This is a genomic window from Pseudomonas sp. ACN5, from assembly GCF_002303975.1.
Taxonomy (GTDB): domain Bacteria; phylum Pseudomonadota; class Gammaproteobacteria; order Pseudomonadales; family Pseudomonadaceae; genus Aquipseudomonas; species Aquipseudomonas laurylsulfatiphila.
On record NZ_MRCP01000011.1, the window covers coordinates 26,086 to 49,314 of the forward strand.

General features: G+C 62.3%; 24 protein-coding genes and 1 pseudogene. 11 read left to right on the forward strand and 14 right to left on the reverse strand.

The window, feature by feature from the left end:
- Positions 1-3: 3 nt before the first annotated feature.
- Positions 4-1,056 (reverse strand): agmatine/peptidylarginine deiminase, encoded by a 1,053-nt coding sequence (locus BSF40_RS20210; RefSeq protein WP_095966451.1) that lies wholly within the window; start codon positions 1,054-1,056, stop codon positions 4-6.
- Between the two features lie 134 nt (positions 1,057-1,190).
- On the opposite strand from BSF40_RS20210, the gene BSF40_RS20215 reads away from it, so the two are divergent.
- Positions 1,191-2,048, forward strand: a complete 858-nt coding sequence (locus BSF40_RS20215) for a LysR substrate-binding domain-containing protein (protein WP_008002864.1) — start codon at positions 1,191-1,193, stop codon at positions 2,046-2,048.
- Here BSF40_RS20215 and BSF40_RS20220 read toward each other — a convergent pair whose 3' ends face one another.
- From BSF40_RS20220 to BSF40_RS20235, 4 genes are all read right to left on the reverse strand, one after another.
- Positions 2,049-2,438 carry a cytochrome c family protein gene (locus BSF40_RS20220; protein WP_095966452.1) on the reverse strand — a complete coding sequence of 130 codons (390 nt, stop codon included), beginning with the start codon at positions 2,436-2,438 and terminating at the stop codon, positions 2,049-2,051.
- Positions 2,439-2,625: 187 nt separating this feature from the next.
- Positions 2,626-3,006 carry a DUF1801 domain-containing protein gene (locus BSF40_RS20225; RefSeq protein ID WP_095966453.1) on the reverse strand — a complete coding sequence of 127 codons (381 nt, stop codon included), beginning with the start codon at positions 3,004-3,006 and terminating at the stop codon, positions 2,626-2,628.
- Between the two features lie 62 nt (positions 3,007-3,068).
- On the reverse strand, positions 3,069-3,512 hold the full coding sequence (locus BSF40_RS20230; RefSeq protein ID WP_095966454.1) for an arsenate reductase ArsC: 444 nt from the start codon (positions 3,510-3,512) through the stop codon (positions 3,069-3,071).
- Positions 3,513-3,536: 24 nt separating this feature from the next.
- Positions 3,537-4,466 (reverse strand): phosphatase, encoded by a 930-nt coding sequence (locus tag BSF40_RS20235; RefSeq protein ID WP_095966455.1) that lies wholly within the window; start codon positions 4,464-4,466, stop codon positions 3,537-3,539.
- A 97-nt stretch (positions 4,467-4,563) separates the two neighbouring features.
- On the opposite strand from BSF40_RS20235, the gene BSF40_RS33585 reads away from it, so the two are divergent.
- A complete protein-coding gene (locus tag BSF40_RS33585; protein WP_371918105.1) occupies positions 4,564-4,743 on the forward strand; it encodes a hypothetical protein in 180 nt (59 codons plus the stop codon).
- Positions 4,668-4,826, forward strand: a pseudogene (locus BSF40_RS20240) (polyphosphate kinase 2); the annotation flags it as partial. The gene BSF40_RS33585 and the pseudogene BSF40_RS20240, both read left to right, overlap by 76 nt.
- Positions 4,827-5,143: 317 nt before the next feature.
- Here the strand turns inward: BSF40_RS20240 and BSF40_RS20245 are convergent.
- The gene (locus BSF40_RS20245; RefSeq protein WP_095966456.1) at positions 5,144-5,482 is read right to left on the reverse strand and encodes a hypothetical protein; all 339 of its coding nucleotides are present in this window, start codon (positions 5,480-5,482) and stop codon (positions 5,144-5,146) included.
- A gap of 40 nt (positions 5,483-5,522) precedes the next feature.
- Entirely contained in the window at positions 5,523-6,185 is a 663-nt protein-coding gene (locus tag BSF40_RS20250; protein WP_095966457.1) for an ATPase, read from the reverse strand.
- 230 nt (positions 6,186-6,415) lie between these two features.
- Here BSF40_RS20250 and BSF40_RS20255 point away from each other — a divergent pair, with 230 nt between their 5' ends.
- On the forward strand, positions 6,416-6,721 hold the full coding sequence (locus BSF40_RS20255; protein ID WP_095966458.1) for an NIPSNAP family protein: 306 nt from the start codon (positions 6,416-6,418) through the stop codon (positions 6,719-6,721).
- 13 nt (positions 6,722-6,734) lie between these two features.
- Here the strand turns inward: BSF40_RS20255 and BSF40_RS20260 are convergent, their stop codons facing one another.
- The 5 genes from BSF40_RS20260 to speB all read right to left on the reverse strand — a co-directional run bounded on the left by BSF40_RS20260 (position 6,735) and on the right by speB (position 13,504).
- The gene (locus tag BSF40_RS20260; protein ID WP_007980669.1) at positions 6,735-7,193 is read right to left on the reverse strand and encodes a GNAT family N-acetyltransferase; all 459 of its coding nucleotides are present in this window, start codon (positions 7,191-7,193) and stop codon (positions 6,735-6,737) included.
- 209 nt (positions 7,194-7,402) lie between these two features.
- On the reverse strand, positions 7,403-9,091 hold the full coding sequence (betA, locus tag BSF40_RS20265) for a choline dehydrogenase (RefSeq protein WP_095966459.1): 1,689 nt from the start codon (positions 9,089-9,091) through the stop codon (positions 7,403-7,405).
- A 2-nt stretch (positions 9,092-9,093) separates the two neighbouring features.
- Positions 9,094-10,668 (reverse strand): cytosine permease, encoded by a 1,575-nt coding sequence (locus BSF40_RS20270; protein WP_095966460.1) that lies wholly within the window; start codon positions 10,666-10,668, stop codon positions 9,094-9,096.
- A 254-nt stretch (positions 10,669-10,922) separates the two neighbouring features.
- Positions 10,923-12,434 carry an aldehyde dehydrogenase gene (locus BSF40_RS20280; RefSeq protein WP_095966461.1) on the reverse strand — a complete coding sequence of 504 codons (1,512 nt, stop codon included), beginning with the start codon at positions 12,432-12,434 and terminating at the stop codon, positions 10,923-10,925.
- A gap of 68 nt (positions 12,435-12,502) precedes the next feature.
- Positions 12,503-13,504, reverse strand: a complete 1,002-nt coding sequence (gene speB, locus BSF40_RS20285; protein ID WP_095966462.1) for an agmatinase — start codon at positions 13,502-13,504, stop codon at positions 12,503-12,505.
- Between the two features lie 151 nt (positions 13,505-13,655).
- On the opposite strand from speB, the gene BSF40_RS20290 reads away from it, so the two are divergent.
- From BSF40_RS20290 to BSF40_RS20325, 7 genes are all read left to right on the forward strand, one after another.
- A complete protein-coding gene (locus tag BSF40_RS20290) occupies positions 13,656-14,570 on the forward strand; it encodes a LysR family transcriptional regulator (protein WP_095966463.1) in 915 nt (304 codons plus the stop codon).
- Between the two features lie 69 nt (positions 14,571-14,639).
- On the forward strand, positions 14,640-16,148 hold the full coding sequence (locus BSF40_RS20295) for a sigma-54-dependent transcriptional regulator (RefSeq protein WP_095966464.1): 1,509 nt from the start codon (positions 14,640-14,642) through the stop codon (positions 16,146-16,148).
- Positions 16,149-16,544: 396 nt separating this feature from the next.
- Positions 16,545-16,928 carry a glycine cleavage system protein GcvH gene (gene gcvH, locus BSF40_RS20305; RefSeq protein WP_095966465.1) on the forward strand — a complete coding sequence of 128 codons (384 nt, stop codon included), beginning with the start codon at positions 16,545-16,547 and terminating at the stop codon, positions 16,926-16,928.
- A gap of 32 nt (positions 16,929-16,960) precedes the next feature.
- Positions 16,961-18,217: a serine hydroxymethyltransferase gene (gene glyA, locus BSF40_RS20310; protein ID WP_095966466.1), complete on the forward strand. Its 1,257-nt coding sequence runs from the start codon at positions 16,961-16,963 to the stop codon at positions 18,215-18,217.
- Positions 18,218-18,356: 139 nt separating this feature from the next.
- Entirely contained in the window at positions 18,357-19,346 is a 990-nt protein-coding gene (gene lipA, locus BSF40_RS20315) for a lipoyl synthase (RefSeq protein WP_095966467.1), read from the forward strand.
- A gap of 33 nt (positions 19,347-19,379) precedes the next feature.
- Positions 19,380-20,138 carry a M15 family metallopeptidase gene (locus tag BSF40_RS20320; protein ID WP_095966468.1) on the forward strand — a complete coding sequence of 253 codons (759 nt, stop codon included), beginning with the start codon at positions 19,380-19,382 and terminating at the stop codon, positions 20,136-20,138.
- Positions 20,135-20,851 (forward strand): L,D-transpeptidase, encoded by a 717-nt coding sequence (locus BSF40_RS20325; RefSeq protein ID WP_095966469.1) that lies wholly within the window; start codon positions 20,135-20,137, stop codon positions 20,849-20,851. The genes BSF40_RS20320 and BSF40_RS20325 overlap by 4 nt, the downstream gene beginning before the upstream one ends.
- A gap of 134 nt (positions 20,852-20,985) precedes the next feature.
- Here BSF40_RS20325 and BSF40_RS20330 read toward each other — a convergent pair whose 3' ends face one another.
- Positions 20,986-22,374 carry a cytosine permease gene (locus BSF40_RS20330; RefSeq protein WP_095966470.1) on the reverse strand — a complete coding sequence of 463 codons (1,389 nt, stop codon included), beginning with the start codon at positions 22,372-22,374 and terminating at the stop codon, positions 20,986-20,988.
- A 44-nt stretch (positions 22,375-22,418) separates the two neighbouring features.
- Positions 22,419-23,159 (reverse strand): TorF family putative porin, encoded by a 741-nt coding sequence (locus BSF40_RS20335; RefSeq protein WP_095966471.1) that lies wholly within the window; start codon positions 23,157-23,159, stop codon positions 22,419-22,421.
- Positions 23,160-23,229 lie beyond the last annotated feature (70 nt).

Consider the following 23,229-nt stretch of genomic DNA (forward strand, 5'->3'; position numbering starts at 1 on the left):
GCATCAACCCCGCACCGGCCAGGCCGGCTGTTGCTGGGTGATGCAATGCACACCGCCACCGCCATGGGCCAGATGGTTGATCCGCACCGGCACCACTTCGCGACCGGGGAACGCCTGCGCCAGCACTTCGGCAGCGACCTTGTCGGCATCGATGCCGTAGGCCGGCATGATGATCGCGCCGTTGGCGATGTAGAAATTGGTGTAGGAGGCGCAGAACACTTCGGCCTCGGTGTCCACCGCGTCGGTGGCTTCATAGAGTTCGATCAGCTCGAATTTGCGGCCTTGAGCGTCGGTGGCCAGTTCAAGGGCGCGACGGTTCTCCCGGGCGACTTCGGCGTACACCGATTGTTGGTCGTGGGTGGCGTCCACCAGCAACACGCCAGGGCGGGCGAAGGCGCACACGCCATCGACGTGGCCGTCGGTCATGTCACCGGTCACGTAGTCCGGATCGCCCGGCAGCCAGATGGTTTTCTTCACGCCCAGCAGGCGGGTGAAGATCTCTTCGATCTCGGCCTTGGTCACGCCCGGGTTGCGGTTAGGGTTGAGCAGCACCGACTCGGTGGTGATCAGCGTGCCCTCGCCGTCCACATGAATGGCGCCACCCTCGTTGCTCAGCGCCGTGCCGAAACACTCCAGGCCCAGATGGTTGAGCGCGCGGCGGGCCAGGCTTTCGTCCAGTTCGTGGGCCGACTTGCCGCCCCACGCATTGAAGCGCCAGCTCACACCGGCCAGGCCTTGCTGCGGGTGGCAGACGAAGCTCGGGCCGGAGTCGCGGCACCAGCTGTCGTTGACCGCCAGTTCGATCAACTCGATGTTCGGCCCGCACAAGGCTTTGGCGCTGGCGACCGCTGAAGGATCGACCACCAGTTTCACCGGCTCGAAACGGGCGATGGCGTTGGCCACCCGGGCGAAGTCCTCTTGAACCTGGGGCAGCGTCACCTGCCAGCCCGACTCCCACAGGGTCTTGTTGTGCGGCCAGACCATCCAGGTGGCGGCGTGGGTGACCCATTCGGCCGGCATCGTCCAACCGCTGTTTTGAATACCGTTCTGCTGCATGACAAGTACCTCTGAGTTAAGTCATTGTGTTCAATGAAAACGCCCTTGGCGGTCTTGGCATGCATGCTACGGCTGACAAAACGGGCTAACAAACGATGGATTTTGCAGGCAACTGATTAGAGGAACTTATCGATATGCTCAAACACTGGCCGCCCCTGAGCACCCTGCGCGGCTTCGAAGCCGCCGCCCGGTTGGGCAGCTTTCACAAGGCTGCCGAAGAGTTGCACCTCACCCAGTCGGCGATCAGCCAGCAGATCCGCAGCCTTGAGGCCTACCTGGAACAACCGCTGTTCTATCGCAGTGGGCGCAGCGTCAGCCTGACCGATGCCGGTCACGATCTGCTCAGCACCACCCAGGCGTTGTTGCAGCAACTGGCGGTGGGCATTCGCCGGCTGGGGCAATACCAGAAACCCAATCAACTGGTGCTCAACACCACCCCGGCGTTTGCCCGGCACTGGTTGTTGCCGCGCCTGGGGGATTTCCGTCGCCAGCATCCGCAGGTCGATTTGTGGATCTTCAGCACCGATGAAGTACCGGACATGGCCAGTCAGACCATCGACCTGGCGGTGCGCGACGACATCAGTTCCCAGGCCGAATGCAGTTTCAAGGTGCTGCACGCCGACCGCCTCTACCCGGCGTGCCACCCGAGCCTGTTGGCGGTGCCGGCGGAACAGCGCACCACCCTGCATGGCGAGCGGGAAATGGACTGGAGCCACTGGGCGGTGGAATCGGGCATTGATGTGGGGCAGATGGATCAGGGGCTGAACTTTTCCGATCCGGGGCTGCTGCTGGACGCCGCCTGCACCGGGCTCGGCATTGCGCTGGTGAGCCAGTTGCTGAGTCGGCAGGCGCGGGCCACCGGGCTGTTGCAGCCGATGGTGGAACAAACCATCCGCGGCCCGAACTGGGCGCTGCTGACCCACCGTGACAGCGAGAACACGGCGATGGCGCGCAGCTTCACTCAATGGCTGGTGGAGAACCTGGGCGAGTGATTACTGCGCCGGAAACGTTTGCAGATAGGCCAACAGGTCTTCGATTTTTTCCGGATCGCTCAGCCCCCAGAAAATCATGCGCGTGCCGGGCACCACTTTCTTCGGCGCTTCGAGGTAGGCGATCAGGGTTTCGCGATCCCAGACCAGGTTGGCGGATTTCATCGCGTCGGAATACACGTAGTCCGTGGTGACGGCGGAGTGGCGGCCGATCACGCCATTGAGCTGCGGGCCGAAGAAGGCGCGAGCCGATTCGCCGATCTGATGGCAGCCGCTGCAGAGGCGCTTGTACACTTTCTCCCCGGCCTGGACATCGCCCGCAGCCAGGGTGGGTGTGCTGAACTGGCCAGCGGTGAGCGCCAGGGCGAGGGTCAGGGCAGCGATTTTCTTCATGTTGCGTTTCCAGTCTGCGATGGCTCGCTATTGGAACATGCAGGCCGGGGATACCCCAAGTGGTCAAATGGACGCAATCCCTGTGGGAGCGGGCTTGCTCGCGAAGAGGCCTTCACATTCAACATCGTAGGTGACTGGACTATCGCTTTCGCGAGCAAGCCCGCTCCCACAGGGACTTGTGCATGGCTTACTTTTTGTTGAGTTCAATGGCCGCCTGAACCAACGCCGTCAGCGCCTTTTCATCAATCTGCTCGCCCTCGCGAACATCGATGGCACGGCGGGTATTGCCTTCAAGGCTTGCATTGAACAGCTTCGACGGATCGTCCAGCGACGCACCCTTGGCGAAGGTCAGCTTCACCACTTGCTTGTAGGTCTCGCCGGTGCAGAGGATGCCGGCACGGGACCACACCGGCACGCGCCACTTCCACTCTTCGATCACTTCGGGGTCGGCCTGCCGGATGATCTTGCGCATATGGGCCAGGGTCTCGCCGCGCCAGTCGGCCAGTTCGCGGATTCGCTCGTCGATCAGTGCCGAGGCTTCGTTTGATTCAACCTTGTCCGTTTTCATCACTGTCTGCACCCTCATCATGATGGTTGTGACCGATGAGGGTAGACGCTGCTCGCGGCTTTTCAGGAATCGCTGACTGACGGTGCCTGGGGCGCGGGACGGGTTTTCACGGTGATGAACATTTTGATGCGGTCGCCGATTTCCTGGAGGGTATGGCGGAACGGGTCGTGTCGTTCGCTGGTGGTCGGGTCTTCGAAGCTCCAGACCATCACTTCACCGGTAAACGGCATGCGCGCGGCCTCTTCCCGGGACTTGTCGCACAGGGTGATGACGTAGTCGAATGCCTGCCCTTCGAAATCCTCGAGGGACTTGCTGCGCAAGCCGCTGGCATCGACATTGATGTGTTCGAGGGATTCGAAGGTACGTGGATCGATCTCGGTGGCCTCAAGCCCGGCGCTGAAGGCCAGGAAGTCGGCAGGGTCGGTGTGGCGAAGCAAGGCTTCGGCCATGGGTGAGCGGACATCGTTTCTGGCGCAGACGAACAGCACGCGACGTGGTTCGGTCATGGGTTTACCTCGGCTGGCAGGTTGTCAGTGTTTGTTCATCAATCCATGCAATACGCCGAGCCGCAATCCCGGTTCAGACGCAATCATATGTGTGATCCCGAACACCTTGAACGCCGCCAGCATCACCACCAGGCCGCCGGGCAGAATGCTCAGGCGGTGGGTGGGCAGACCGGCCAGCTTGAGGTGTTTCACATGTTTGACTTCCAGCAGGCGCAACGACAGGCGCAACAGGCCGCCGTAGGTGATGCCGCTTAGCCCCTCATCGTTCAGGCCATTGGCCTTGAGCACCTTGGCCAGCATCCGCGCCGTTCCTGAAGAGCCGATCGCCTGCTGCCAGCCCATGGCGCGGTAGCGGCGGGCAATGCGTTCGAATTGCACCGTGGCCGCGCGTTCGGCCTCCAGCAGCGCTTCGGCCAGGATCCGCCCGCCGTGGAAGTAATGCGCACCAAAGGTGCCGCTGCCGATGGCAATGCTTTCGGTAACCAGAAGTTGGTCGCCACGGCCGATGATCATTTCCGTGGAGCCACCGCCGATATCCACCACCAGCCGCGTGGTTTGCGCCGGCAAGGTGTGGGCGACGCCGGCGTAGACCAGTTGCGCCTCTTCGTGACCGGAAATGACGTCGATGCGAAAGCCCAGGTGACGCTCGGCACTGGCCAGGAACAGCGGCGCGTTGTCCGCCTCGCGCACGGCACTGGTGGCCACCGCCCGCACGCGTCCGGCCTCGAAACCGCGCAACTTCTTGCCGAACCGCGCCAGCGCCTGCCAGCCACGGTCCAGCGCCAGCTCATCGAGCGCCCCGCCCTGCAGGCCTTCGGCCAGACGCACCGGTTCGCGCAGGGTCCTCACTTCCTGAATGACCATCTGCTGGTTTCGTCTCACCGACTGACCAATCATCAGGCGAAACGCATTGGAACCCAGGTCGATGGCGGCAAACAGCGGGGCGTCTTTCATACGGGGTTCCTTGCACATTCAACTGCCGGCGGACTGACGACCGTCGGGCACTCAAGACGGATTGCGAGGATCTTGCCATGGCTTCGATGACACCCATGTGACACCAGCGGGCATCACCCAGCGACTCAACCCCCGGGTCTGCCGGGTGGCCGCCCTGCCCGCCCCCAATGACCGCGAACGCACGCAGTGGTATTTCCAGCGAAGAAGAAGGCCCGGCTCAATTGCATCCATCACCTGCTCAGCCAGATGCCTTATGAAGAGGTCGAGTTGCCGGTGATCGAATTGCCGCAGCGCGAGCGCCAGAAAGACTATTCGCGGGGGCCTGTGCCGCAGGAAATCATCGTGCCCGAGGTTTACTGACCCAACACAGGACCTGTGGCGAGGGGGCTTGTCGGATCGCCGCACCGCCCCGTTGGGTTGCGCAGCGACCCCAAAATCATCCATCGCGGTTTTTCAGGCATACCGCGCTGTAGGGATTTACGACTGCTGCGCAGCCGAACGGGGGCAAGCCCCCTCGCAACAGTTAATCACTCGCAGCGGGATTACTGGCATCCTGATGAATGTCCATCAAGCTGTCATCGAATTGTCATGCACCGAACGCCATACTCCAGTCATCCAATGCGTGCTTTAACTTTCTGCTGCCTCTCCCGGCGGCTTTTTTTTGCCTGAAATGGCGCTTACAGGCATTCCTGCGCCGCACGCTCGAAACTGGACGGTACGAAAGTCGACGCCAGCAGCTTGCGCTCGTACAGGAACACCTTGCCGCCGTTCGAGGCCTTGTAGGTTTCAAGCACGTTGTCCGCCGCCACTTTGCTCGACACGACGATCCGGTAGCTGCGCTGGGTCTGCGACACCGTGGGCGCCAGTGCATCGTGCTGCAACTTCGGCACCACGCAATGGGTGTACGCCTCGGGCGACTTGCTGGTCTGCAAGGTCAGCGTCGGATTGTTCGGTGTGGCACAACCGGCCAGCAACAGCGAGGCGAAGGCCAGGGTCGGGGCAAAAAAAGTGCGCATGAATCAGGTCCTGAAAAGCAATCTATGGTGAATTGGCTGGTTAATGGGTTGCTGCGGTTAATCCGGCGGATACCAGCGCCTTCAACGACGCATCGAATTGCTTCAATGCAGTCAGTTGCAGGTCGCGTTGCTGTTCGATTTGCGCGGCAATCTCGGGCGCGGCCTTGTCATGCACCCACACCGACGGCAGTTGTTTTTCCACCGCGCCTTCGGCCTTGCCGATGTATTGCAGGCTGGCGTCGTAGAACCGCGCGGTGAAACGCGCCTCGACCCGGTCGTTACGCTGGGTCAACAACTGGTTGTGGGTATCGAGCATCACCACGACATCGGGATGGGCCTGCACCAGGGCATCGAGGTTGTCGTAGACCGTCACCGACAGAAAGCTCTTGTGCAACGAACTCAGCAGCCAGTCGATGGCCAGTTGCGGATCGGAGCTGTCGACGAAAGCCTGACGAATTCGCGCATCCAGTGCGTTCTTCGCGCCATTGACGGCCACCGAGTGGTATTGCTCAAGGTATTGCAGGTTTTCCACGGTGTGTTCGCTGTAGAGCACCCCGACCGTCTGCCCGTATTGCAAGCCGCCCTGGCTTCCGGTGATGGGCGGCAGGTGGCAGGTGCGTGCGTCCCCGGCAAAGGCCGATGCGGTAGACGCAACACTGCCCAGCAACAGGGCAAACACAGCCAGTCGGGTCAAGATTTTCATCGCGCAGGTTCCTTGAGCAGCGTGTTCAATGCCGGCAATTTTCCGCCTTTGCGCAAAAAACAGAACTTGCGATGCTTGATGGTGACTATTGACTGAACCAATAGTGCGGCGGCGCCAATGCAGGCCTCTGGCGCAAATTTACCGGTCAATGTCGAACAAGCGGCTGTGCCGGGCGCCCACTGTTGATTACAGTGGCGACTGCCCTCAAAACCTGATCAAGGAGTGAAACAATGGTGACCTGCTACCTGAAATACGTGCTCGACCCCTACCAGCTCGACGCCTTCGAGCACTACGGCAAGTTGTGGATCCCCCTGGTGGAGAAGTTCGGCGGCCAGCACCACGGCTACTTTTTGCCTTCGGAGGGCGCCAACAATATCGCCCTGGCGCTGTTCACCTTTCCCAGCCTGGCGGCCTACGAACATTACCGGCAGCAATCGATGAACGATCCGGCGTGCATCGCGGCGTTCAAATACGCCGAAGAGAGGAAATTCATCCTCAGCTACGAGCGCTCATTCATGCGGCCGGTGTTTGCCTGAAAGGCTGGCTGACTCAGTCTTTTTTCAGATCCAGGCAGTAGGTGTAGTAACCGGGGTCGCGCACCCAGCCCAGGGATTCATACAGGCGCTGGGCGGTGACATTGTCGGTGGCGGTTTCCAGGGTCATGCCTTTGCCACCGGCCAGCCTTGCAAAATCCCGGGCGGTGTTCATCAGCAAGGTGCCGACGCCTTTGCCCCGTGCAGCGGGCGTGGTGAACAGATCACCGAGCAGCCAGGTGCGATGGGCGTCGATCGAGGAAAAAGTGGGGAACAGCTGGACGAAGCCGAGGTTTTCACCGTCGGTGTCCCGGGCCAGAAAAATCACCGATTCATCCCGGGCGATGCGCTCGGCGATGAAGGCGCGCGACTGCGCCAGGTTCGACGGCTGCTCGTAGAACATCCGGTAGGCGTCAAACAGAGGGGCGATCTGGTCGATATGCGATGCATCGGCGCGCAGGGCCTGAATAGCCATGAGGGTGCTCCATTGCGGTCTCAAGGATTTACAGACTAGCAATGGCCAGGAAACAACGACGCACTTTTTTCCTGAAAGCACCGTTACCCCTGTGGGAGCGGGCTTGCTCGCGAAGGCGGCAGCACATTAAACATGGATGTGACTGATCCACCGCTTTCGCGAGCAAGCCCGCTCCCACATTAGGTTTGCACATTGATTGCGGGTTGCCGTCAGACCCGCACATTACGCCCCGGCAACGAAGTACGCTGGCTGCTTTCCCAACCCTCCACCAGCCCCACCGGCACATCCGACGCCGGCAGCATCTGCACGCCACGCACCAGATCGGACGCCCGCTCGGCGAGCATGATGGTTGGCGCATTGAGGTTGCCGTTCGGCTCGGTCGGGAACACCGACGAATCGATCACCCGCAGACCGGCGATGCCACGCACGCGCAATTCGGAGTCGACCACCGCCATGTCGTCCTCGCCCATGCGGCATGAACCGCAAGGATGGTAGGTGCTTTCCAGGTTGTCGCGCACAAAGGCGTCGAGGTCTTCGTCGCTGGTCACCTGCGCGCCCGGGGCGATTTCGCCGTCGCGGAAGCGGTCCATGGCTTTCTGGCCGATGATCTCGCGGGTCAGGCGGATGCAGCGGCGGAAACCTTCGCGGTCCTCTTCCCGCTCCAGATAGTTGAAGCGAATCTCCGGATGCTCGTACGGGTCGGCCGAGCGCACCCGCACGTAACCACGGCTTTTCGGTTTGTTCGGCCCGGTCAGCACCATGAAGCCATGGCCCTTGATCGGCTTGTTGCCGTCGTAGCGCATCGCTGCCGGCAGAAAGTGGAACTGGATGTCCGGCCAGCGCAGGCCTTTCTCGGAGCGGATGAAGCCACCGGCCTCGAAGTGGTTGGTGGCGCCCAGGCCGTCCTTGAACAGCAGCCAGCGCAGACCGATCATCAGCTTGCTCAGCGGGTCCATCTTGCTGTTGAGGGTCACCGGTTCCTTGCAGCCGAACTGGATGTACACCTCGGCGTGATCCTGCAGGTTCTCCCCTACCCCCGGCAGGTCATGGCGCACACCGATCCCGGCCTTGCGCAGGACGTCCGCCGGGCCGATGCCGGAGCGTTGCAGCAGGTGCGGCGAGCCGATCGGCCCGGACGAGATCAGCACTTCGCGGTTGCAAAGCACCTGGTGGGTCTGGCCGCCGTGGTCATACATGACCCCCACCGCACGCTTGCCTTCGAGGATGACCTGGCGGGTCATCGCGTGAGTGATCACCGTCAGGTTCGGACGGCCCATGGCCGGACGCAGGTAGGCATTGGCCGTGGAGCAGCGCACGCCGTTTTTCACGGTCATGTGCATGGCGCCGAAACCTTCCTGCATGTAGCCGTTGCAGTCTTCGGTCTTGATGTAGCCCGCCTCCGCGCCGGCTTCGACCCAGGCGCCGTACAGCGGGTTTTTCATGTGGTTGCCGTTGGTGGTGTGCAAGGGGCCGGTCTGCCCGCGATAGCTGTCACCGCCCGACTCGTAGCTTTCGGCACGCTTGAAGTACGGCAGGCAGTTGCGATAGCCCCAGCCTTCGGCACCCAGGGATTCCCACTCGTCGAAATCCAGCGCATGGCCGCGGATATACACCAGGCCGTTGATCGAAGACGAACCGCCCAACACCTTGCCCCGTGGGCAGTGAATGCGCCGACCGTTGAGGAAAGTCTCCGGCTCGGTCTCGTAGCGCCAGTTGTACTTCTTGGTGTTCATCGGGATCGAGAAGGCACTGGGCATCTGGATCACTACGCTCTTGTCGCTGCCGCCGAACTCCAGAACCAGCACCGAGGTGGCCGGGTCTTCGCTCAGGCGGTTGGCCAACACACAACCTGCCGAGCCTGCGCCAATGATGATGTAGTCGTATTTTTGCGTAGCCATGGTCATCTCCCGACCGTCGATTCAGTGAATACCGGCAGTGGCTGCTGTTTGTGGATCAGCGTGTCGCCGGTGGTGTATTGCGGGGAGGTTTTTTCGATCTGCTGGATCACCGCTTCTTCGCGCTTGAGGTCGATCGAGCGGCTCAGCCAGTAGTAGGCCAGGCCCGAGACGATCAACCCGACCAGCCAGGCAATGTCGATGCTGCCCAGTGCCTTGGCGAGCGGGCCGACATACACCTCGCGCTGTTCAACGCCGTCGAAGATGTAGAAGAACGGAATCATCGAGATAAAACCGATGGCATAAGCGGCGATCCCACGCAGTCCCCAGCTGCCATAAATGTTGCCGTGGGGCATGAAGAAATGCGGGATGGCGTAGCGGCCCTTACGCACGAAGAAGTAATCGGTGAGGTTGACCGAGGTCCAGGGCACCAGGAAGTACAGCATCACCACCAGGTAAATCCCCAGCACCGACAGGCCTTTGCCCGAGCTCTGGATGCTCAGGGCCACGCCCAGTTGCAGCAGGATCACGAAGCCGATGGCCAGGATGCGTGCCTTGCGGGTGGGTTCGATGTGCTTGATCGAGTCGACGCAGGTCAGCGTGGTCAGCTTGGCGCTGTAGATGTTCATCGCGATCACCGGCAGGAACGCCAGGATGGTGACCACCACCACCGCCGTGCCCATCAGTGGCGACACGGTGTTGCCGACTTGCCCCAGGGCCACCAGCACGTCAGTGGTATGCAGGTGATCGGCCAGCCAGCCACCCACGGAAATCATCCAAGCACCGGACAGCGAAGCCCCGAGGAACACCACCGCAATCAGCTTGCCGCTGGACGTGTTCTTCGGCAGGTAGCGCGAGTAGTCCGACACATAAGGCGCATAGGCGATGTTGTAGCTGGCGGCCGCCGCAAACTGCGCGATGAAACCGGTCCAGTTAAAACCCAGTGGCTCCCGGGCCACTTCGCCTTCCGCGAGTGCCGGCAGCACCGCATCCGGCACCCACCCCATCAGCACCGCCATGGTCACCAGGCCATACAGCGGCAACGACAGGAACAGTGCCCATTTGAAGCTGCGGTGCATCCAGTCATGGCCGAGAATCGCCAGCACCGCCGCCGGGATGGTCACCGCCACCGCGATCACCGCAGGGCTGAAACCGAACAGCGTGTGCAACCCCTGCATCATCAGCACCAGGTTGACGATGTTGAAACCGGCGAACACGAACAGCGTCGCCAGCAGCACCAGGATCACCCCGCGATAACCGAACTGCGCGCGGGACTGGATCATCTGCGGCAGGCCCAGGTGCGGGCCTTGCGAACCGTGAAACGCCATGAACAGCGTGCCGAACATGATGCCCAGCGTGCCGGCCAGGGTGGTCCAGAGCGCGGTCAGGCCGACGCTCGGGCCGACGAAGCCGATGGTCATGGTGAAAAAGGTGAAGTTGCCGAGGAACCAGAACGGGCCTTGGCTCGACAGTTTGTCGGTGCGCTCGTTCTCGGGGATGAAGTCGATCGAATGGCTTTCGACGACGGGTTTGTCATCGAGGCTGGACACGCTCGGGGCTGACTTGGCGTTAGTGTTCATGATGGTCTCTTATTGTTGGAAGATCATGACGAGATAACCGCGTTCTTTCGGGTGAACGACTCCCGGGGGCGCGTCCTTGCCGTTCCCGAATTTCAAAGGTGCAATTGCTTTCAACTTTGGCGCAAAACCTGTGGGAGCGAGCTTGCTCGCGATGGGGGCGTGACATGCAACATTGATGTTGGCTGACAGTCCGCTATCGCGAGCAAGCTCGCTCCCACAGGGATTGCATTGTTCCTTGTCTTAACTGATCAGCATCAGCCTGGCAGCGTGATCCAGACCGCCTTGGTTTCGAGCAGGTAATCGAGCTGCTCGGCGCCCAGGTCCTTGCCGAACCCGGACTGTTTGTAGCCACCGAACGGCATCGACGGATCGAGGGTGCCGTGGGCGTTGACGTAGACCGAGCCGGCCTTGAGGCGCGGGATCAGGCTGTGCACTTTGCCAAGGTCGTTGGAATACAGTGCGGCAGCCAGGCCGTAAGGCGAGTCGTTGGCCAGGGCCAGGGCCTCTTCTTCATCGTCGAAGGGTGCGGTGACCAGCACCGGCCCGAAGATCTCTTCCTGGACAATGCGCATGTCGTTGCGGCAATGGGCGAAGATGGTCGGCTCGACGAAGAAGCCTGGGCCTTCGACCGCTTGTCCGCCGTAGACCAGTTCGGCGCCTTCTGCCTTGCCGGTCTCGATGTACTCGGTCACGCGCTGCTTTTGCAGGGCCGAAACCAGTGGACCGATGAAGCAGTCCGGGTCCAGGCCCGGGGCCATTTTCAGGGTGCGCGTGTAGGCGATCAGCTCACCCAGGAATTGGTCGTAGACACTGCTATGAATATAGGCCCGTGTACCGGCGTCGCATACCTGCCCGGAGTTGAAAAACACACCGTTGGCGACCGCTTGGGCGGCGGCCGGGATGTCGGCGTCGGCGCAGACGATGACCGGTGATTTGCCACCGAGTTCGAGGGTCAGGCGCTTCATGTCATCCAGCGCTGCGCGACCGACTGTCTGGCCGACCGGGGTCGAACCGGTGAAGGTCAGTTTGTCGATGCCAGGGTGGGTGGCCATGGCCGCACCGACCACACTGCCGCGCCCGGTGACGATGTTGATCACGCCATCGGGGATGCCCGCTTCCTGCACCAGTTCAGCGAAACGCAGGGCCGACAACGAGGTCAGCTCGGCGGGCTTGACCACGACGGTGCAACCGGTCGCCAGCGCCGCGCCGAGCTTCCAGGCCATGGTCTGCAGCGGGAAGTTCCACGGCACGATGGCACCGACCACGCCGACCGCTTCCTTGCGGGTATAAGCCAGGTAGTTGCCCGGCAGCGAAGGTTCGACGGTGCGGCCATGCAGCTTGGTGGCCCAGCCGGCGAAGTAACGCAGGGTATCGACGGTGCCCTGGATGTCCACGTCCTTGGCGAAGGCCACGGATTTGCCCATGTCGATGGATTCGATTTCCGCCAGTTCGGCAGCGTTCCGTTCGATCAGGTCGGCCAGGCGTTGCATCATGCGCTCGCGTTCGGCCGGTTTGGCCTGGCGCCAGGCGCCGCCGTCGAACTGGGCGCGGGCGGCTTGCACGGCGCGGTCCAGGTCATCGGTGGTGCCCATGGGAATGCGGGTGATCAGGCCTTCGGTCGAAGGTTCGATGACATCGGAGGTCTGGCCGTCGCTGGCTTCGACCCAGGCGCCGCCGATGAACATTTTCTGGACCTTGCTGAGGAAGGTCTGGGTGGCTTCGCTGACGCCGAATTTCTGCAGGTAACTCTTGACGATCGTGTCCATTTTTATTCTCTCTGCCCGGCAGTCAGGCACTGCCGGGGCTCTGGCTTCTGAGCTTTGTGGTTTCGATATCAGGCTGGAATGGTTTCGCTCTCGGCGGCCGCACGCACCTTGCCGCGCTCGTGGAAGATGAAACCGATGCTGTTGAGCAGCAGTTGCGCGGCGAGGATCGAGGTCATGCCGGTCGGGTCGTACACCGGCGCCACTTCCACCAGGTCCATACCGACGATGTTGCCCTTGCTGCGTTTGGCCAGGGCCTGGATGATTTCCAGCACTTCGTAGTAGAGGAAGCCGCCGTGGCTCGGAGTGCCGGTGCCGGGGGCGATGGACGGGTCGAAACCGTCGATGTCGATGGTGATGTAGTAGTTGATGTTCTGCGGGATCAGCGCCAGTACACCCTCGACACCGAGGCGGCGCACGTCACGTACCGAGAGGATTTTCGAGCCGGCTTCATGGGCCGCTTCGTAATCGTCACGGTTGGACGACGATACGTTGCGGATGCCCATCTGGGTCATGCCGACGATGTGGTTCATTTCCGAAGCACGGCGCAGCGGGTTGCCGTGGCCGTAGCGCACACCGTGGCGCTCGTCGACGAAATCCAGGTGCGCATCGAAGTGGATGATGTGGATCGGGCCGCGGCCTTCGAAGGCCTTGATCACCGGCGCGTGCACCGAGTGGTCGCCGCCGAGCACCACCGGCATCACGCCGGCATCGAGGATCTTGCGCACGGCGTATTCAGTGTTCTTGTTGCTGGTGGCCATGTCGGTGTGGACGATGTCGGCATCACCGACGTCGACCATGCGCACATCCGATGCGGTGAGGTACATCACGTCATCTTCGTGATCGTAGGCGCCGGCGTGGCCGAAGGAAAACAGCGTCGATGCTTCACGAATCCCGCGGGGTCCGAAGCGTGCGCCGGAGCGCCACTGGGTGCCCATGTCGTTGGGCACGCCCAGCACCGCGACGTCGGCATCCAGTGCATCCCAATCGGTGCACACCGGGGATTTGCCAAAGGTGCAATGACCCACGAATGGCAGGTTCAGGCGACCGGATTCATAACCGTTGTTCGACATTTCTAGCCTCTCCACTTCTTGTTATCGGCCTGGCGGACTGCAAGGCGACCGCCGTTGGAGAGACTATGGGCGCAGGTTTTCGTGGAAAAAATGCTAAACATCAGATACTCATATCGGCATTCCCGATGCGTCCACAGGCCGGAGGTCCAAGATGATCCAGCTGCACGATGTCGACCTGAAACTGCTCAGGGTGTTTGCCACGATTGTCCGCTGCGGCGGTTTCTCGGCCGCGCAGGCGGCGCTGAATGCCGGGCAGTCGACCATCAGCGAGCAGATGACCCACCTGGAAACCCGCCTGGGGGTCAAACTCTGCCAGCGCGGGCGCAGCGGCTTTCGCCTGACCGAACAGGGCGTGGCGATTCATGAAGCCACCCAGCGCCTGCTGTCGGCGGTGGAAAACTTCTGCATGGACGCCGACGTGCTCAAGCAGCACATCAGCGGCAAGCTCAACCTGGGGATCATCGACACCACGATCACCGACCCCGACTCGCCGATCCCGCGCACCACCCAGCGCTTCGTTTCCCGCGGCCACGACGTGCACCTGAACGTGTACGTCGGCACCCCGGCGGAACTCGAAGAACGGGTGCTCGACGGTCGACTCCATCTCGCCATCGGGCACTTCCCGATCCATGTGCCGGGGCTGCTGCAATCGCCGCTGTACCAGGAAGCCCTGGGCTTGTATTGCGGGCGGCGCCACCCGCTGTTTGGCAGCCAGGCAGAAGGTGAGGAACTGCTCGAAGAAGTCGCCGCCGGGCGCATCGTCGTGCGCGGCTACATGCAGCAATACGACCTCGAGCACCTGGGCGTCAGCAAGGCGGCCGCCACCGTCGATAACATCGAGGCTTCGGCCATCCTGATCATCTCCGGCGCCTATGTCGGCTTCCTGCCCGAGCACTTCGCCAGCCAGTGGGTCAAGAGCGGCGAGATGCATCAACTGGCAGCCGCGAGCCTGCGCCTGAAGTCACCCTTCGATGTGATCACCCGACGCGGTACGGCACCGCCGCCCATCCTCCAGGCGTTCCTCGAGGACCTGGCCGCCAGCGCCCGTAAAACCGGCACGCCGTGAGGTGACACTCGCCAAATTGAAATTTTGCCGGGCATACTGATTTTAGTTCGCCAACCTTGCAGGCCCGTCATGCGCATCCACGTCACCTTCATCGACCGCGTCGGCATCACCCAGGAAGTGCTGGCCCTGCTCGGTGGACGCAGTTTCAACCTGGACGCCGTGGAGATGGTCCCGCCGAACGTCTACATCGATGCGCCGACCCTCGGCGCCGAGGTGCTCGAAGAGCTGCGCGAAGCCCTTTTCGATGTGCGCGGCGTGCAGGCCGTGACCCTGGTCGACATCCTTCCGGGGCAACGCCGGCGCCTGCAACTGGACGCCTTGCTGGCCGCCAGTTCCGACCCGGTGCTGGCGGTGGATGACCGTGGTCATGTGCTGCTGGCCAACCCGGCGCTGATCGCCCTGTGCGGCCGCGAACCGGCCGGTGAGTCGCTGACCGCCCTGTTCGACGATGCCGACTTGCAGCGCACCCTGATCGCCCATCATTTCCGCCTGCCGATGCACGAGGTCAGTCTCGGCGGCCAGACCTTGCTCCTCGACGCGATGCCGATCACCGACGCCGGCGCCCTGCTCACCCTGTATCAACCCAATCGCATCGGCGAACGCCTGTCGGCGCTGCACCACGACCATGCCGAAGGCTTCGATGCGCTGCTCGGCGAATCGCCGCCGATCCGCGCACTCAAGGCCCGTGCCCAACGGGTGGCGGCCCTTGATGCGCCGCTCTTGATCCAGGGTGAAACCGGCACCGGCAAGGAGCTGGTGGCCCGTGCCTGCCATGCCATCAGCCCACGCCACGACGCGCCATTCCTGGCCCTGAACTGCGCGGCACTGCCGGAGAGCCTCGCTGAAAGCGAGCTGTTCGGCTACGCCCCCGGCGCCTTCACCGGCGCGCAACGGGGCGGCAAGCTCGGCCTGCTGGAACTGGCCGACCAGGGCACGGTATTCCTCGATGAGGTGGGGGAAATGTCGCCCTATCTGCAAGCCAAGTTGCTGCGCTTCTTGAGCGATGGCTGCTTTCGTCGGGTCGGTGGCGACAAGGAAGTACGGGTCAATGTGCGGGTGCTCAGCGCGACCCACCGCGACCTGGAAAAAATGGTCGCCGAAGGACGTTTCCGCGAAGACCTGTTCTACCGCCTCAACGTGCTCAACCTGCAAGTGCCGCCGCTGCGCGAGCGCGGTCACGACATTCTGCTGATGGCCAATCACTTCATGCAACAGGCCTGCGCGCAGATCCAGCGACCGGCCTGTCGCCTGGCGCCGAGCACCTTCAGTGCCCTGCTCGGCAACCGCTGGCCGGGCAACGTGCGGCAACTGCAAAACGTGATCTTTCGCGCGGCGGCGATCTGCGAAAATCCATTGGTGGACATCGACGACCTCGACATCGCCCGCACCGCCGTCGAGCGGCAAAACGACGGCGAAGTGGGCAGCCTGGAAGAGGCCGTTGGCGACTTTGAAAAGAACCTGCTGGAACAGCTTTACCGCAGTTATCCGTCCAGTCGATTGCTCGCTGCGCGGTTGCAGACATCCCATAGCGCCATCGCGATTCGCCTGCGCAAGTACGGGATTCCCAACAAACCGTAAGACTGACTCGGTCAAAATGTGGGAGCGGCGGTGCGGCGATCCGACTTGCTCGCGAATGCGGTGTGTCATTCACCATCAGTGTTGCCTGACAGGGCGCCTTCGCGAGCAAGCCCGCTCCCACAAGGGGATCAGTGTTGTTGTTGGATTCCATGTCTTAAAATCGATACGGCGTAGCGAAATCAAGACAACCACTTGCCTGCCAGCAATCACGGCGCTTGCGTCCGGGGCTTTGCTTGCCCGTATTGATTTCAATACAGCACTCGTCATCCCTTTCTTGTAAAAACACCTTAAGCCATTGATTTAAAACGACTAATAAACATTGGCACCGCCCTTGCTATCACTCCTCCAACCCCGCTCGTCGCCCCGCCACGAGCCTTAAAACAATAAGGAGTTGATATGAGCCAATTGCGTTTTACCGTCGATCACGAATGGTTGCGCCTTGAGAGCAATGGCCTGGTCACCGTCGGCATCACGGCGTTTGCCCAGCAGGCGCTGGGGGATGTGGTGTTCGTTCAGGTGCCTGAATTGGGCGCCTTCGGTGCCGGCGCTGAAGTGTCGGTGCTGGAGTCGGTGAAAGCCGCCAGCAGCATCGGCATGCCGCTGGACGGTGAGGTGGTCGAGGTCAATGACACGCTGGAGGGCACTCCGGAACTGGTCAACGAAGACCCGTTGGGCGAAGGCTGGTTCTTTCGCTTCAAGCCGGTCGATGTCGAGGCGCTCGGAGATCTACTGGATCAAGACGCCTACGAACGCCTGACCGCCGAACACGCCGACGCTTGAAGCCCCCACGAATCCGGAAAAAGGACCACACCATGTTCAGCAAACACGACCAGATCAAAGGCTACGACGACGAACTGCTGGCGGCGATGAATGCCGAGGATGCCCGGCAGGAACACCATATCGAACTGATCGCCTCGGAAAACTACACCAGCCAGCGGGTCATGCAGGCCCAGGGCAGCGGCCTGACCAACAAGTACGCCGAAGGTTATCCGGGCAAGCGTTACTACGGCGGCTGCGAGCACGTCGATGTGGTCGAACAACTGGCCATCGACCGCGCCAGACAACTGTTCGGCGCCGATTACGCCAACGTCCAGCCGCACTCCGGCAGCCAGGCCAACGCCGCGGTTTATCTGGCGTTGCTGCAAGCGGGCGACACCGTGCTCGGCATGAGCCTGGCCCACGGCGGCCACCTGACCCACGGCGCCAAGGTGAGCTTTTCCGGCAAGCTGTACAACGCCGTGCAGTACGGCATCGACACCGCCACCGGCCTGATCGATTACGACGAAGTCGAGCGCCTGGCGCTCGAGCACCAGCCGAAGATGATCATCGCCGGCTTCTCGGCCTATTCGAAGACCCTGGACTTCCCGCGCTTCCGTCAGATTGCGGACAAGGTCGGCGCCTACTTCTTCGTCGACATGGCTCACGTCGCCGGGCTGGTGGCCACGGGTCTGTACCCGAACCCGCTGCCCTACGCCGACGTGGTCACCACCACCACGCACAAGACCCTGCGCGGCCCCCGTGGCGGTCTGATTCTGGCCAAGGCCAACCCGGAGCTGGAGAAGAAGCTCAACGCCGCCGTGTTCCCCGGCGGTCAGGGTGGCCCGCTGATGCACGTGATCGCCGCCAAGGCCGTGTGCTTCAAGGAAGCGCTGGAGCCGGCATTCAAGACGTATCAGGCGCAGGTGATCCGCAACGCCCAGGCCATGGCGCAGGTGTTTATCGAGCGCGGTTATGACGTGGTGTCCGGCGGTACCGACAACCACCTGTTCCTGGTCAGCCTGATCCGCCAGGGCCTGACCGGCAAGGACGCCGACGCCGCCCTCGGGCGTGCCGGCATCACCGTGAACAAGAACGCCGTGCCCAACGATCCGCAATCGCCCTTCGTGACCTCCGGCCTGCGCATCGGTACGCCGGCGATCACCAGCCGTGGCTTCAAGGAAGCGCAAAGCATCGCCCTGGCCGGGTGGATCTGCGACATCCTCGATCACCTGGGTGATGCCGACATCGAAGCCAATGTCGCCCGACAGGCAGCCGCCCTGTGCGCCGACTTCCCGGTCTACCGCGACTGACCCCACAACACAAAACCCTTGTGGGAGCGGGCTTGCTCGCGAAGGGGCCGTGTCAGTCGACATCAATATTGACTGACACGCCGCCTTCGCGAGCAAGCCCGCTCCCACAGGATCTGCGCAATTGCACAAGGAAAGCACCATGAATGCCATTGTCGCATCGACCGGCAAGAGCCCGGCGAAAGTAGAAATCGGCACCAAACTGCGCGGCGCGGACAAGGTCGCGCGGATTCCGGTGAAGATCATTCCCACGGATGAATTCCCGCGCAAACCCGACTGGATCCGCGTGCGCATGCCGATCTCTCCCGAGGTCGAGCGGATCAAGCAACTGCTGCGCAAGCACAAGCTGCACAGCGTCTGCGAAGAAGCCTCGTGCCCGAACCTCGGCGAGTGTTTTTCCGGTGGCACCGCGACCTTCATGATCATGGGCGACATCTGCACCCGGCGCTGTCCGTTCTGCGATGTCGGCCATGGCCGGCCCAGGCCGCTGGACGTCAACGAGCCGATGAACCTGGCCGTGGCCATCGCCGAACTGCGCCTGAAGTACGTGGTGATCACCTCGGTGGATCGCGACGATTTGCGCGACGGCGGCGCCCAACACTTTGTCGATTGCCTGCGGGAAATCCGCAAGCTGTCCCCCGGCGTGCAGCTGGAGACCCTGGTGCCGGACTATCGCGGACGCATGGACGTGGCCCTGGCGATCACCGCCACTGAGCCGCCGGATGTGTTCAACCACAACCTGGAAACCGTACCGCGCCTGTACAAGGCCGCGCGCCCCGGCTCGGACTTCGAGTGGTCACTGGACCTGCTGCAGAAGTTCAAGCTCGCGGTGCCCCACGTACCGACCAAATCCGGCCTGATGCTGGGCCTGGGCGAAACCGACGAGGAAGTCATCGAAGTCATGCAGCGCATGCGCGAGCACGACATCGACATGCTGACCCTCGGCCAGTATCTGCAGCCCTCGCGCAGTCACTTGCCGGTGCAGCGCTTCGTGCACCCGGACACCTTTGCCTGGTTCGCCGAGGAAGGCACGCGCATGGGCTTCAAGAACGTGGCGTCCGGGCCGCTGGTGCGCTCGTCCTATCATGCCGATCAACAACTTCATGGAGGTGCCGGCGGTTTCCAGCCATGATGGAGTGACTGGTCATGCATGGAGCCGTTCCCGATGCCGCGTTCACCCTGTCTGTTGTTGCTGTGCCTGAGCCTTGCCCTGCCGTGCATGGCCGACGAGCCGAAACCCGGGCACATGCTGTATGTGCGCAGCGTCGACCCGGGCATCGTGCAGGACATCCGCTACGCCAGCGCACACAATTTCACCGGGCACCCGCTCGACGGCTACCAGGCGGCGGAGTGCCTGCTATCGCAGGACGCGGCGAAGGCGTTGGCCCGAGTGCAAAGCGCACTGAAAGCCGAAGGCTACGGCTTGAAGGTATTCGACTGCTATCGCCCGACCCGCGCGGTGGCGGACATGGGCCGCTTCGCCAGCGAACCCGGCGACCCGCTCAAGACCGAGTTCTATCCGCGGGTCGACAAGCAGGACTTCTGGCGCCTGGGGTATGTGGCCCGGGTGTCCAATCACTCCCGGGGCAACACCGTCGACCTGACGATGACCGGCCCCGACGCCCTGCCCGCCGACACCTGGACGCCTTCGGTGAAACCGGTGGATTGCACGGCGCCTTACGGCGAGCGCTGGCACGACGGCGCGCTCGACATGGGCACCGGGTTCGACTGCTTCGATGAGCGGGCGCACACCGACTCGGCGCTGATCAACGCCACGGCCAGGGCCAATCGCCAGCGACTGACCGACGCCATGGCCAAGGAAGGCTTTGTGGGGTATTCGGCCGAGTGGTGGCACTTCACATACAGCGGCAATCCACCGAAGCCGGACGTCATGGACTTCCCGATCACGCCGTTCACGCCATGAACAATCTGCTCAAGGCCATGTTGGTGGCGTTTTTTCCGCTGGCCGCCATGGCCCAGGGACTCGACGGCAGCGACCAACTGATCGTGGTCACCAGTAAAGGCTGGGATGACATCCGGGGTACTGCCCAGCGCTATGAACGGCACAGGCAGACCTTGCGCAAATTCGAAGCGCCCTTCGCAGTCGTTCTCGGCAAGAACGGCATGGGCTGGGGCAAGGGGCTGCTCGACAGCGGGCCACCTGAAGGACCGGTCAAACAGGAAGGCGATGGAAAGGCCCCAGCTGGCATGTTCAAGCTGGGCACGGCGTTTGGCTACGCGCCTTCGGCCGATACCCGCCTGCCCTATCTGTCGCTGACACCGAGCATCGAATGCGTGGATGACAGCCAATCGACTCGCTACAACGAACTGGTCGACGGCGCGGTCGTCGAAAAAGACTGGAGCAGCTCCGAACGGATGCGCCGCCCGGATGAGTTGTACCGCCAGGGCATTTTCATCCAGCACAACACCCCGGCCTCTCCCGCTGCCGGCTCGTGCATTTTCTTCCACATCTGGCGCGGCCCCACGGCGCCGACCCGTGGCTGTACGGCCATGGACCCGGCGGATATCGAGCGGCTGCTGGATTGGCTGGACCCTGGCAAATCCCCGGTGCTGGTGCAACTGCCTGAAGCGCAGTACGAGCAGTTGCGTGAGCGCTGGAAGTTACCTGAGCGTTGATTAAGAGCAACACCAAACCTGTGGCGAGGGAGCTTGCTCCCGCTGGACTGCGTAGCAGTCCCATCTTTTAGGGCCGCTACGCGCCCCAGCGGGAGCAAGCTCCCTCGCCACAGGTACTCGCCGCTCTTCCGGTGTTAACCCCGCTCAACCACCACAGCACCCATCGACGGCTTGGCCAGCGCGTAGTAGATCACCCCAGGCACCAACAACCCGACAATCCACGAAATGTCCACGCCGCCCAGTTGCGCAACCATCGGCCCGGAGTAGAAATGGGTGTCGACAAAGGGCAACTGGATCAACACGCCGATCACATAGACGCTGATCCCCAGCACGTTCCAGCGACCGTAGCGGCCTGTCGGGTCGGACAGCGCCGGGATGTCGTAGCGTTCCTTGTTGATGAAGTAGTAGTCCACCAGGTTGATCGCGCTCCACGGGGTGAAGAACGTCAGCAGGAACAGGATGAAGTACTTGAACGAGTTGAGGAACGAGTACTGCCCCGCCAACGCCAGTGCGGTGGACGCCGCGACGATCAGCAGCACAAACAGCATGCGCTGGCGGGCGCTGAATTCCAGGCGGCGGCGAAAGCCACTGATGATGGTGGCGATGCACATGAAGCTGCCGTAGGCGTTGAGGGTGGACACCGTGACCTTGCCGAACACAATGCTCAGGTACAGCAAGGAGGCGATCACACCGCTACTGCCCAGACCGACAATGGTCGCCACTTCGTGCCCACGGAAATTCGCTCCGGCCAATGCGGCGGCGAACACCCCGAGCACCATCGAGGTCTGGGCCCCCAACACTGTGCCGAGGCCCACGGCGGTGAAGGTTTTCCACGATGAGGTATTGCTCGGCAGGTAGCGCGAGTAGTCCGCCACATAAGGGCCGAAAGCGATCTGCCAGGACGCCGAGAGCGACACCGCCAGCAAGAACGTGCTCCAGCTGAAATGACGGTTGTCGAGCAGCAGGCCGATGTCGTTGAGGGTCATCAACCGGGTGAACAGGTAGGCGAAGGCGATGATGCCCAGCACACTGGCCACCCGCCCGACCAGGTGAATCACCCGATAGCCGAAGATCGTCAGGAACGCGATGCACGCCGCGAAAATCAGGATGCCGGCGCTGTCGCTGACGCTGATCAACTGCGCAATCGCCTGCCCCGAGAGCACCGCGCCGGTGGCGCTGAAACCGAGGTACATCAGGCACACCAGGACAATCGGGATCGCCGCGCCATACACCCCGAACTGCACGCGGCTGGAGATCATCTGCGGCAGCCCGAGCTTGGGCCCTTGCGCCGCGTGCAGCGCCACCACGGCGCCGCCGAGCACTTGCCCGATCAGCAAGCCGATCAGCGACCAGAACACATCGCCGCCCAGCACCACGGCGAGGGCGCCGGTGACGATGGCGGTGATCTGCAGGTTGGCGCCAAGCCACAGGGTGAACTGGCTGTAGAGGCTGCCGTGACGCTCGGCCTCGGGAATGAAATCGATCGAGCGGGTCTCGATCAGGGGACTGCGTTGCGCACTCATGACGGTGTTTCCTTTGAGGAACTGTTTTTGTTGTCGGGGTGTACTTAAAAGGTCTTGGTGGCGCTGGCAACGACCGTGGCCGAGCACAGGTCGTCATAGCCATACCAACTGCTGCACTCGCTTTTCGACAAGTCCGTGTCGACGTAGCTCAGGCCCCAGGTCACGCCGACGAAGTCGCGTGTCAGCTTGGCCTCCCACTCGTAGTAAGACTCGCGGTTATCGCCACTGGCGGACCAGAACGCGGGGTCTTTCACATCGTTGCGTCCAAAGCGCAGGTCCAGGCCGACTTCAGCCGGCAGATCGATTTTGTAGCCCAGGTAGGTGTAAAGGGTGTCCTGGTCCTCGCCGAAAAAGTTCGGTGTGTCCTTTGAGTAATAGGCACCGAGCTTGACGCCATACAGATCGACAATGGCGTAGACCTCGCTGAGGTTGAATTCGGCGTTTTTCGGGTAGTCGTACTTGATGTAGCCCAGGTCCAGGCTGATGGCCTCGGTCGCCTGCCAGAAGTAACCTGCGTAGTACTCAAGCTCCTGCCGGGTATCGAAGTCGCCACCGAAATCCACGTTGGAGGTCCAGGCGCCGATGTACAGGCCACTGCTGTGCAGCAGCGTTGCCCCGCCCTGCACGGCCGGATCCCCCAGGGTTTGCGAGATGCCACGGGTACGGTAGTCGCTGACCACGCCCAGGGTCATGTCAAGGCTGAAGTCATCGTTGAGGGCCAGGGCGTGGCTGCTCAGGGGGGCCAATGCCAGTGCGGCGAGGGTCAATGCTGAAAGTGCGTTCATACAGTTCTCTTGTTGTTATGGCGTACGGGGAATTTCAGGCATGGCGATGCCAGGCCCCTCGCGCTGCGAG

Excerpts from the sequence above, each read along its gene's own strand:
- BSF40_RS20260 (WP_007980669.1), bottom strand. The coding sequence starts at position 7,193 with ATGGCTATTCAGGCCCTGCGCGCCGATGCATCGCATATCGACCAGATC.
- BSF40_RS20280 (WP_095966461.1), bottom strand. The coding sequence starts at position 12,434 with ATGGACACGATCGTCAAGAGTTACCTGCAGAAATTCGGCGTCAGCGAA.
- BSF40_RS20270 (WP_095966460.1), bottom strand. The coding sequence starts at position 10,668 with ATGAACACTAACGCCAAGTCAGCCCCGAGCGTGTCCAGCCTCGATGAC.
- lipA (WP_095966467.1), top strand. The coding sequence starts at position 18,357 with ATGAATGCCATTGTCGCATCGACCGGCAAGAGCCCGGCGAAAGTAGAA.
- BSF40_RS20225 (WP_095966453.1), bottom strand. The coding sequence starts at position 3,006 with ATGAAAACGGACAAGGTTGAATCAAACGAAGCCTCGGCACTGATCGAC.
- BSF40_RS20235 (WP_095966455.1), bottom strand. The coding sequence starts at position 4,466 with ATGAAAGACGCCCCGCTGTTTGCCGCCATCGACCTGGGTTCCAATGCG.
- gcvH (WP_095966465.1), top strand. The coding sequence starts at position 16,545 with ATGAGCCAATTGCGTTTTACCGTCGATCACGAATGGTTGCGCCTTGAG.
- glyA (WP_095966466.1), top strand. The coding sequence starts at position 16,961 with ATGTTCAGCAAACACGACCAGATCAAAGGCTACGACGACGAACTGCTG.
- BSF40_RS20250 (WP_095966457.1), bottom strand. The coding sequence starts at position 6,185 with ATGAAAATCTTGACCCGACTGGCTGTGTTTGCCCTGTTGCTGGGCAGT.
- speB (WP_095966462.1), bottom strand. The coding sequence starts at position 13,504 with ATGTCGAACAACGGTTATGAATCCGGTCGCCTGAACCTGCCATTCGTG.
- BSF40_RS20295 (WP_095966464.1), top strand. The coding sequence starts at position 14,640 with ATGCGCATCCACGTCACCTTCATCGACCGCGTCGGCATCACCCAGGAA.
- BSF40_RS20290 (WP_095966463.1), top strand. The coding sequence starts at position 13,656 with ATGATCCAGCTGCACGATGTCGACCTGAAACTGCTCAGGGTGTTTGCC.
- BSF40_RS20210 (WP_095966451.1), bottom strand. The coding sequence starts at position 1,056 with ATGCAGCAGAACGGTATTCAAAACAGCGGTTGGACGATGCCGGCCGAA.
- BSF40_RS20330 (WP_095966470.1), bottom strand. The coding sequence starts at position 22,374 with ATGAGTGCGCAACGCAGTCCCCTGATCGAGACCCGCTCGATCGATTTC.
- BSF40_RS20230 (WP_095966454.1), bottom strand. The coding sequence starts at position 3,512 with ATGACCGAACCACGTCGCGTGCTGTTCGTCTGCGCCAGAAACGATGTC.
- BSF40_RS20215 (WP_008002864.1), top strand. The coding sequence starts at position 1,191 with ATGCTCAAACACTGGCCGCCCCTGAGCACCCTGCGCGGCTTCGAAGCC.
- BSF40_RS20255 (WP_095966458.1), top strand. The coding sequence starts at position 6,416 with ATGGTGACCTGCTACCTGAAATACGTGCTCGACCCCTACCAGCTCGAC.
- BSF40_RS20245 (WP_095966456.1), bottom strand. The coding sequence starts at position 5,482 with ATGCGCACTTTTTTTGCCCCGACCCTGGCCTTCGCCTCGCTGTTGCTG.
- BSF40_RS20325 (WP_095966469.1), top strand. The coding sequence starts at position 20,135 with ATGAACAATCTGCTCAAGGCCATGTTGGTGGCGTTTTTTCCGCTGGCC.
- BSF40_RS20220 (WP_095966452.1), bottom strand. The coding sequence starts at position 2,438 with ATGAAGAAAATCGCTGCCCTGACCCTCGCCCTGGCGCTCACCGCTGGC.
- BSF40_RS20320 (WP_095966468.1), top strand. The coding sequence starts at position 19,380 with ATGCCGCGTTCACCCTGTCTGTTGTTGCTGTGCCTGAGCCTTGCCCTG.
- BSF40_RS20335 (WP_095966471.1), bottom strand. The coding sequence starts at position 23,159 with ATGAACGCACTTTCAGCATTGACCCTCGCCGCACTGGCATTGGCCCCC.
- betA (WP_095966459.1), bottom strand. The coding sequence starts at position 9,091 with ATGGCTACGCAAAAATACGACTACATCATCATTGGCGCAGGCTCGGCA.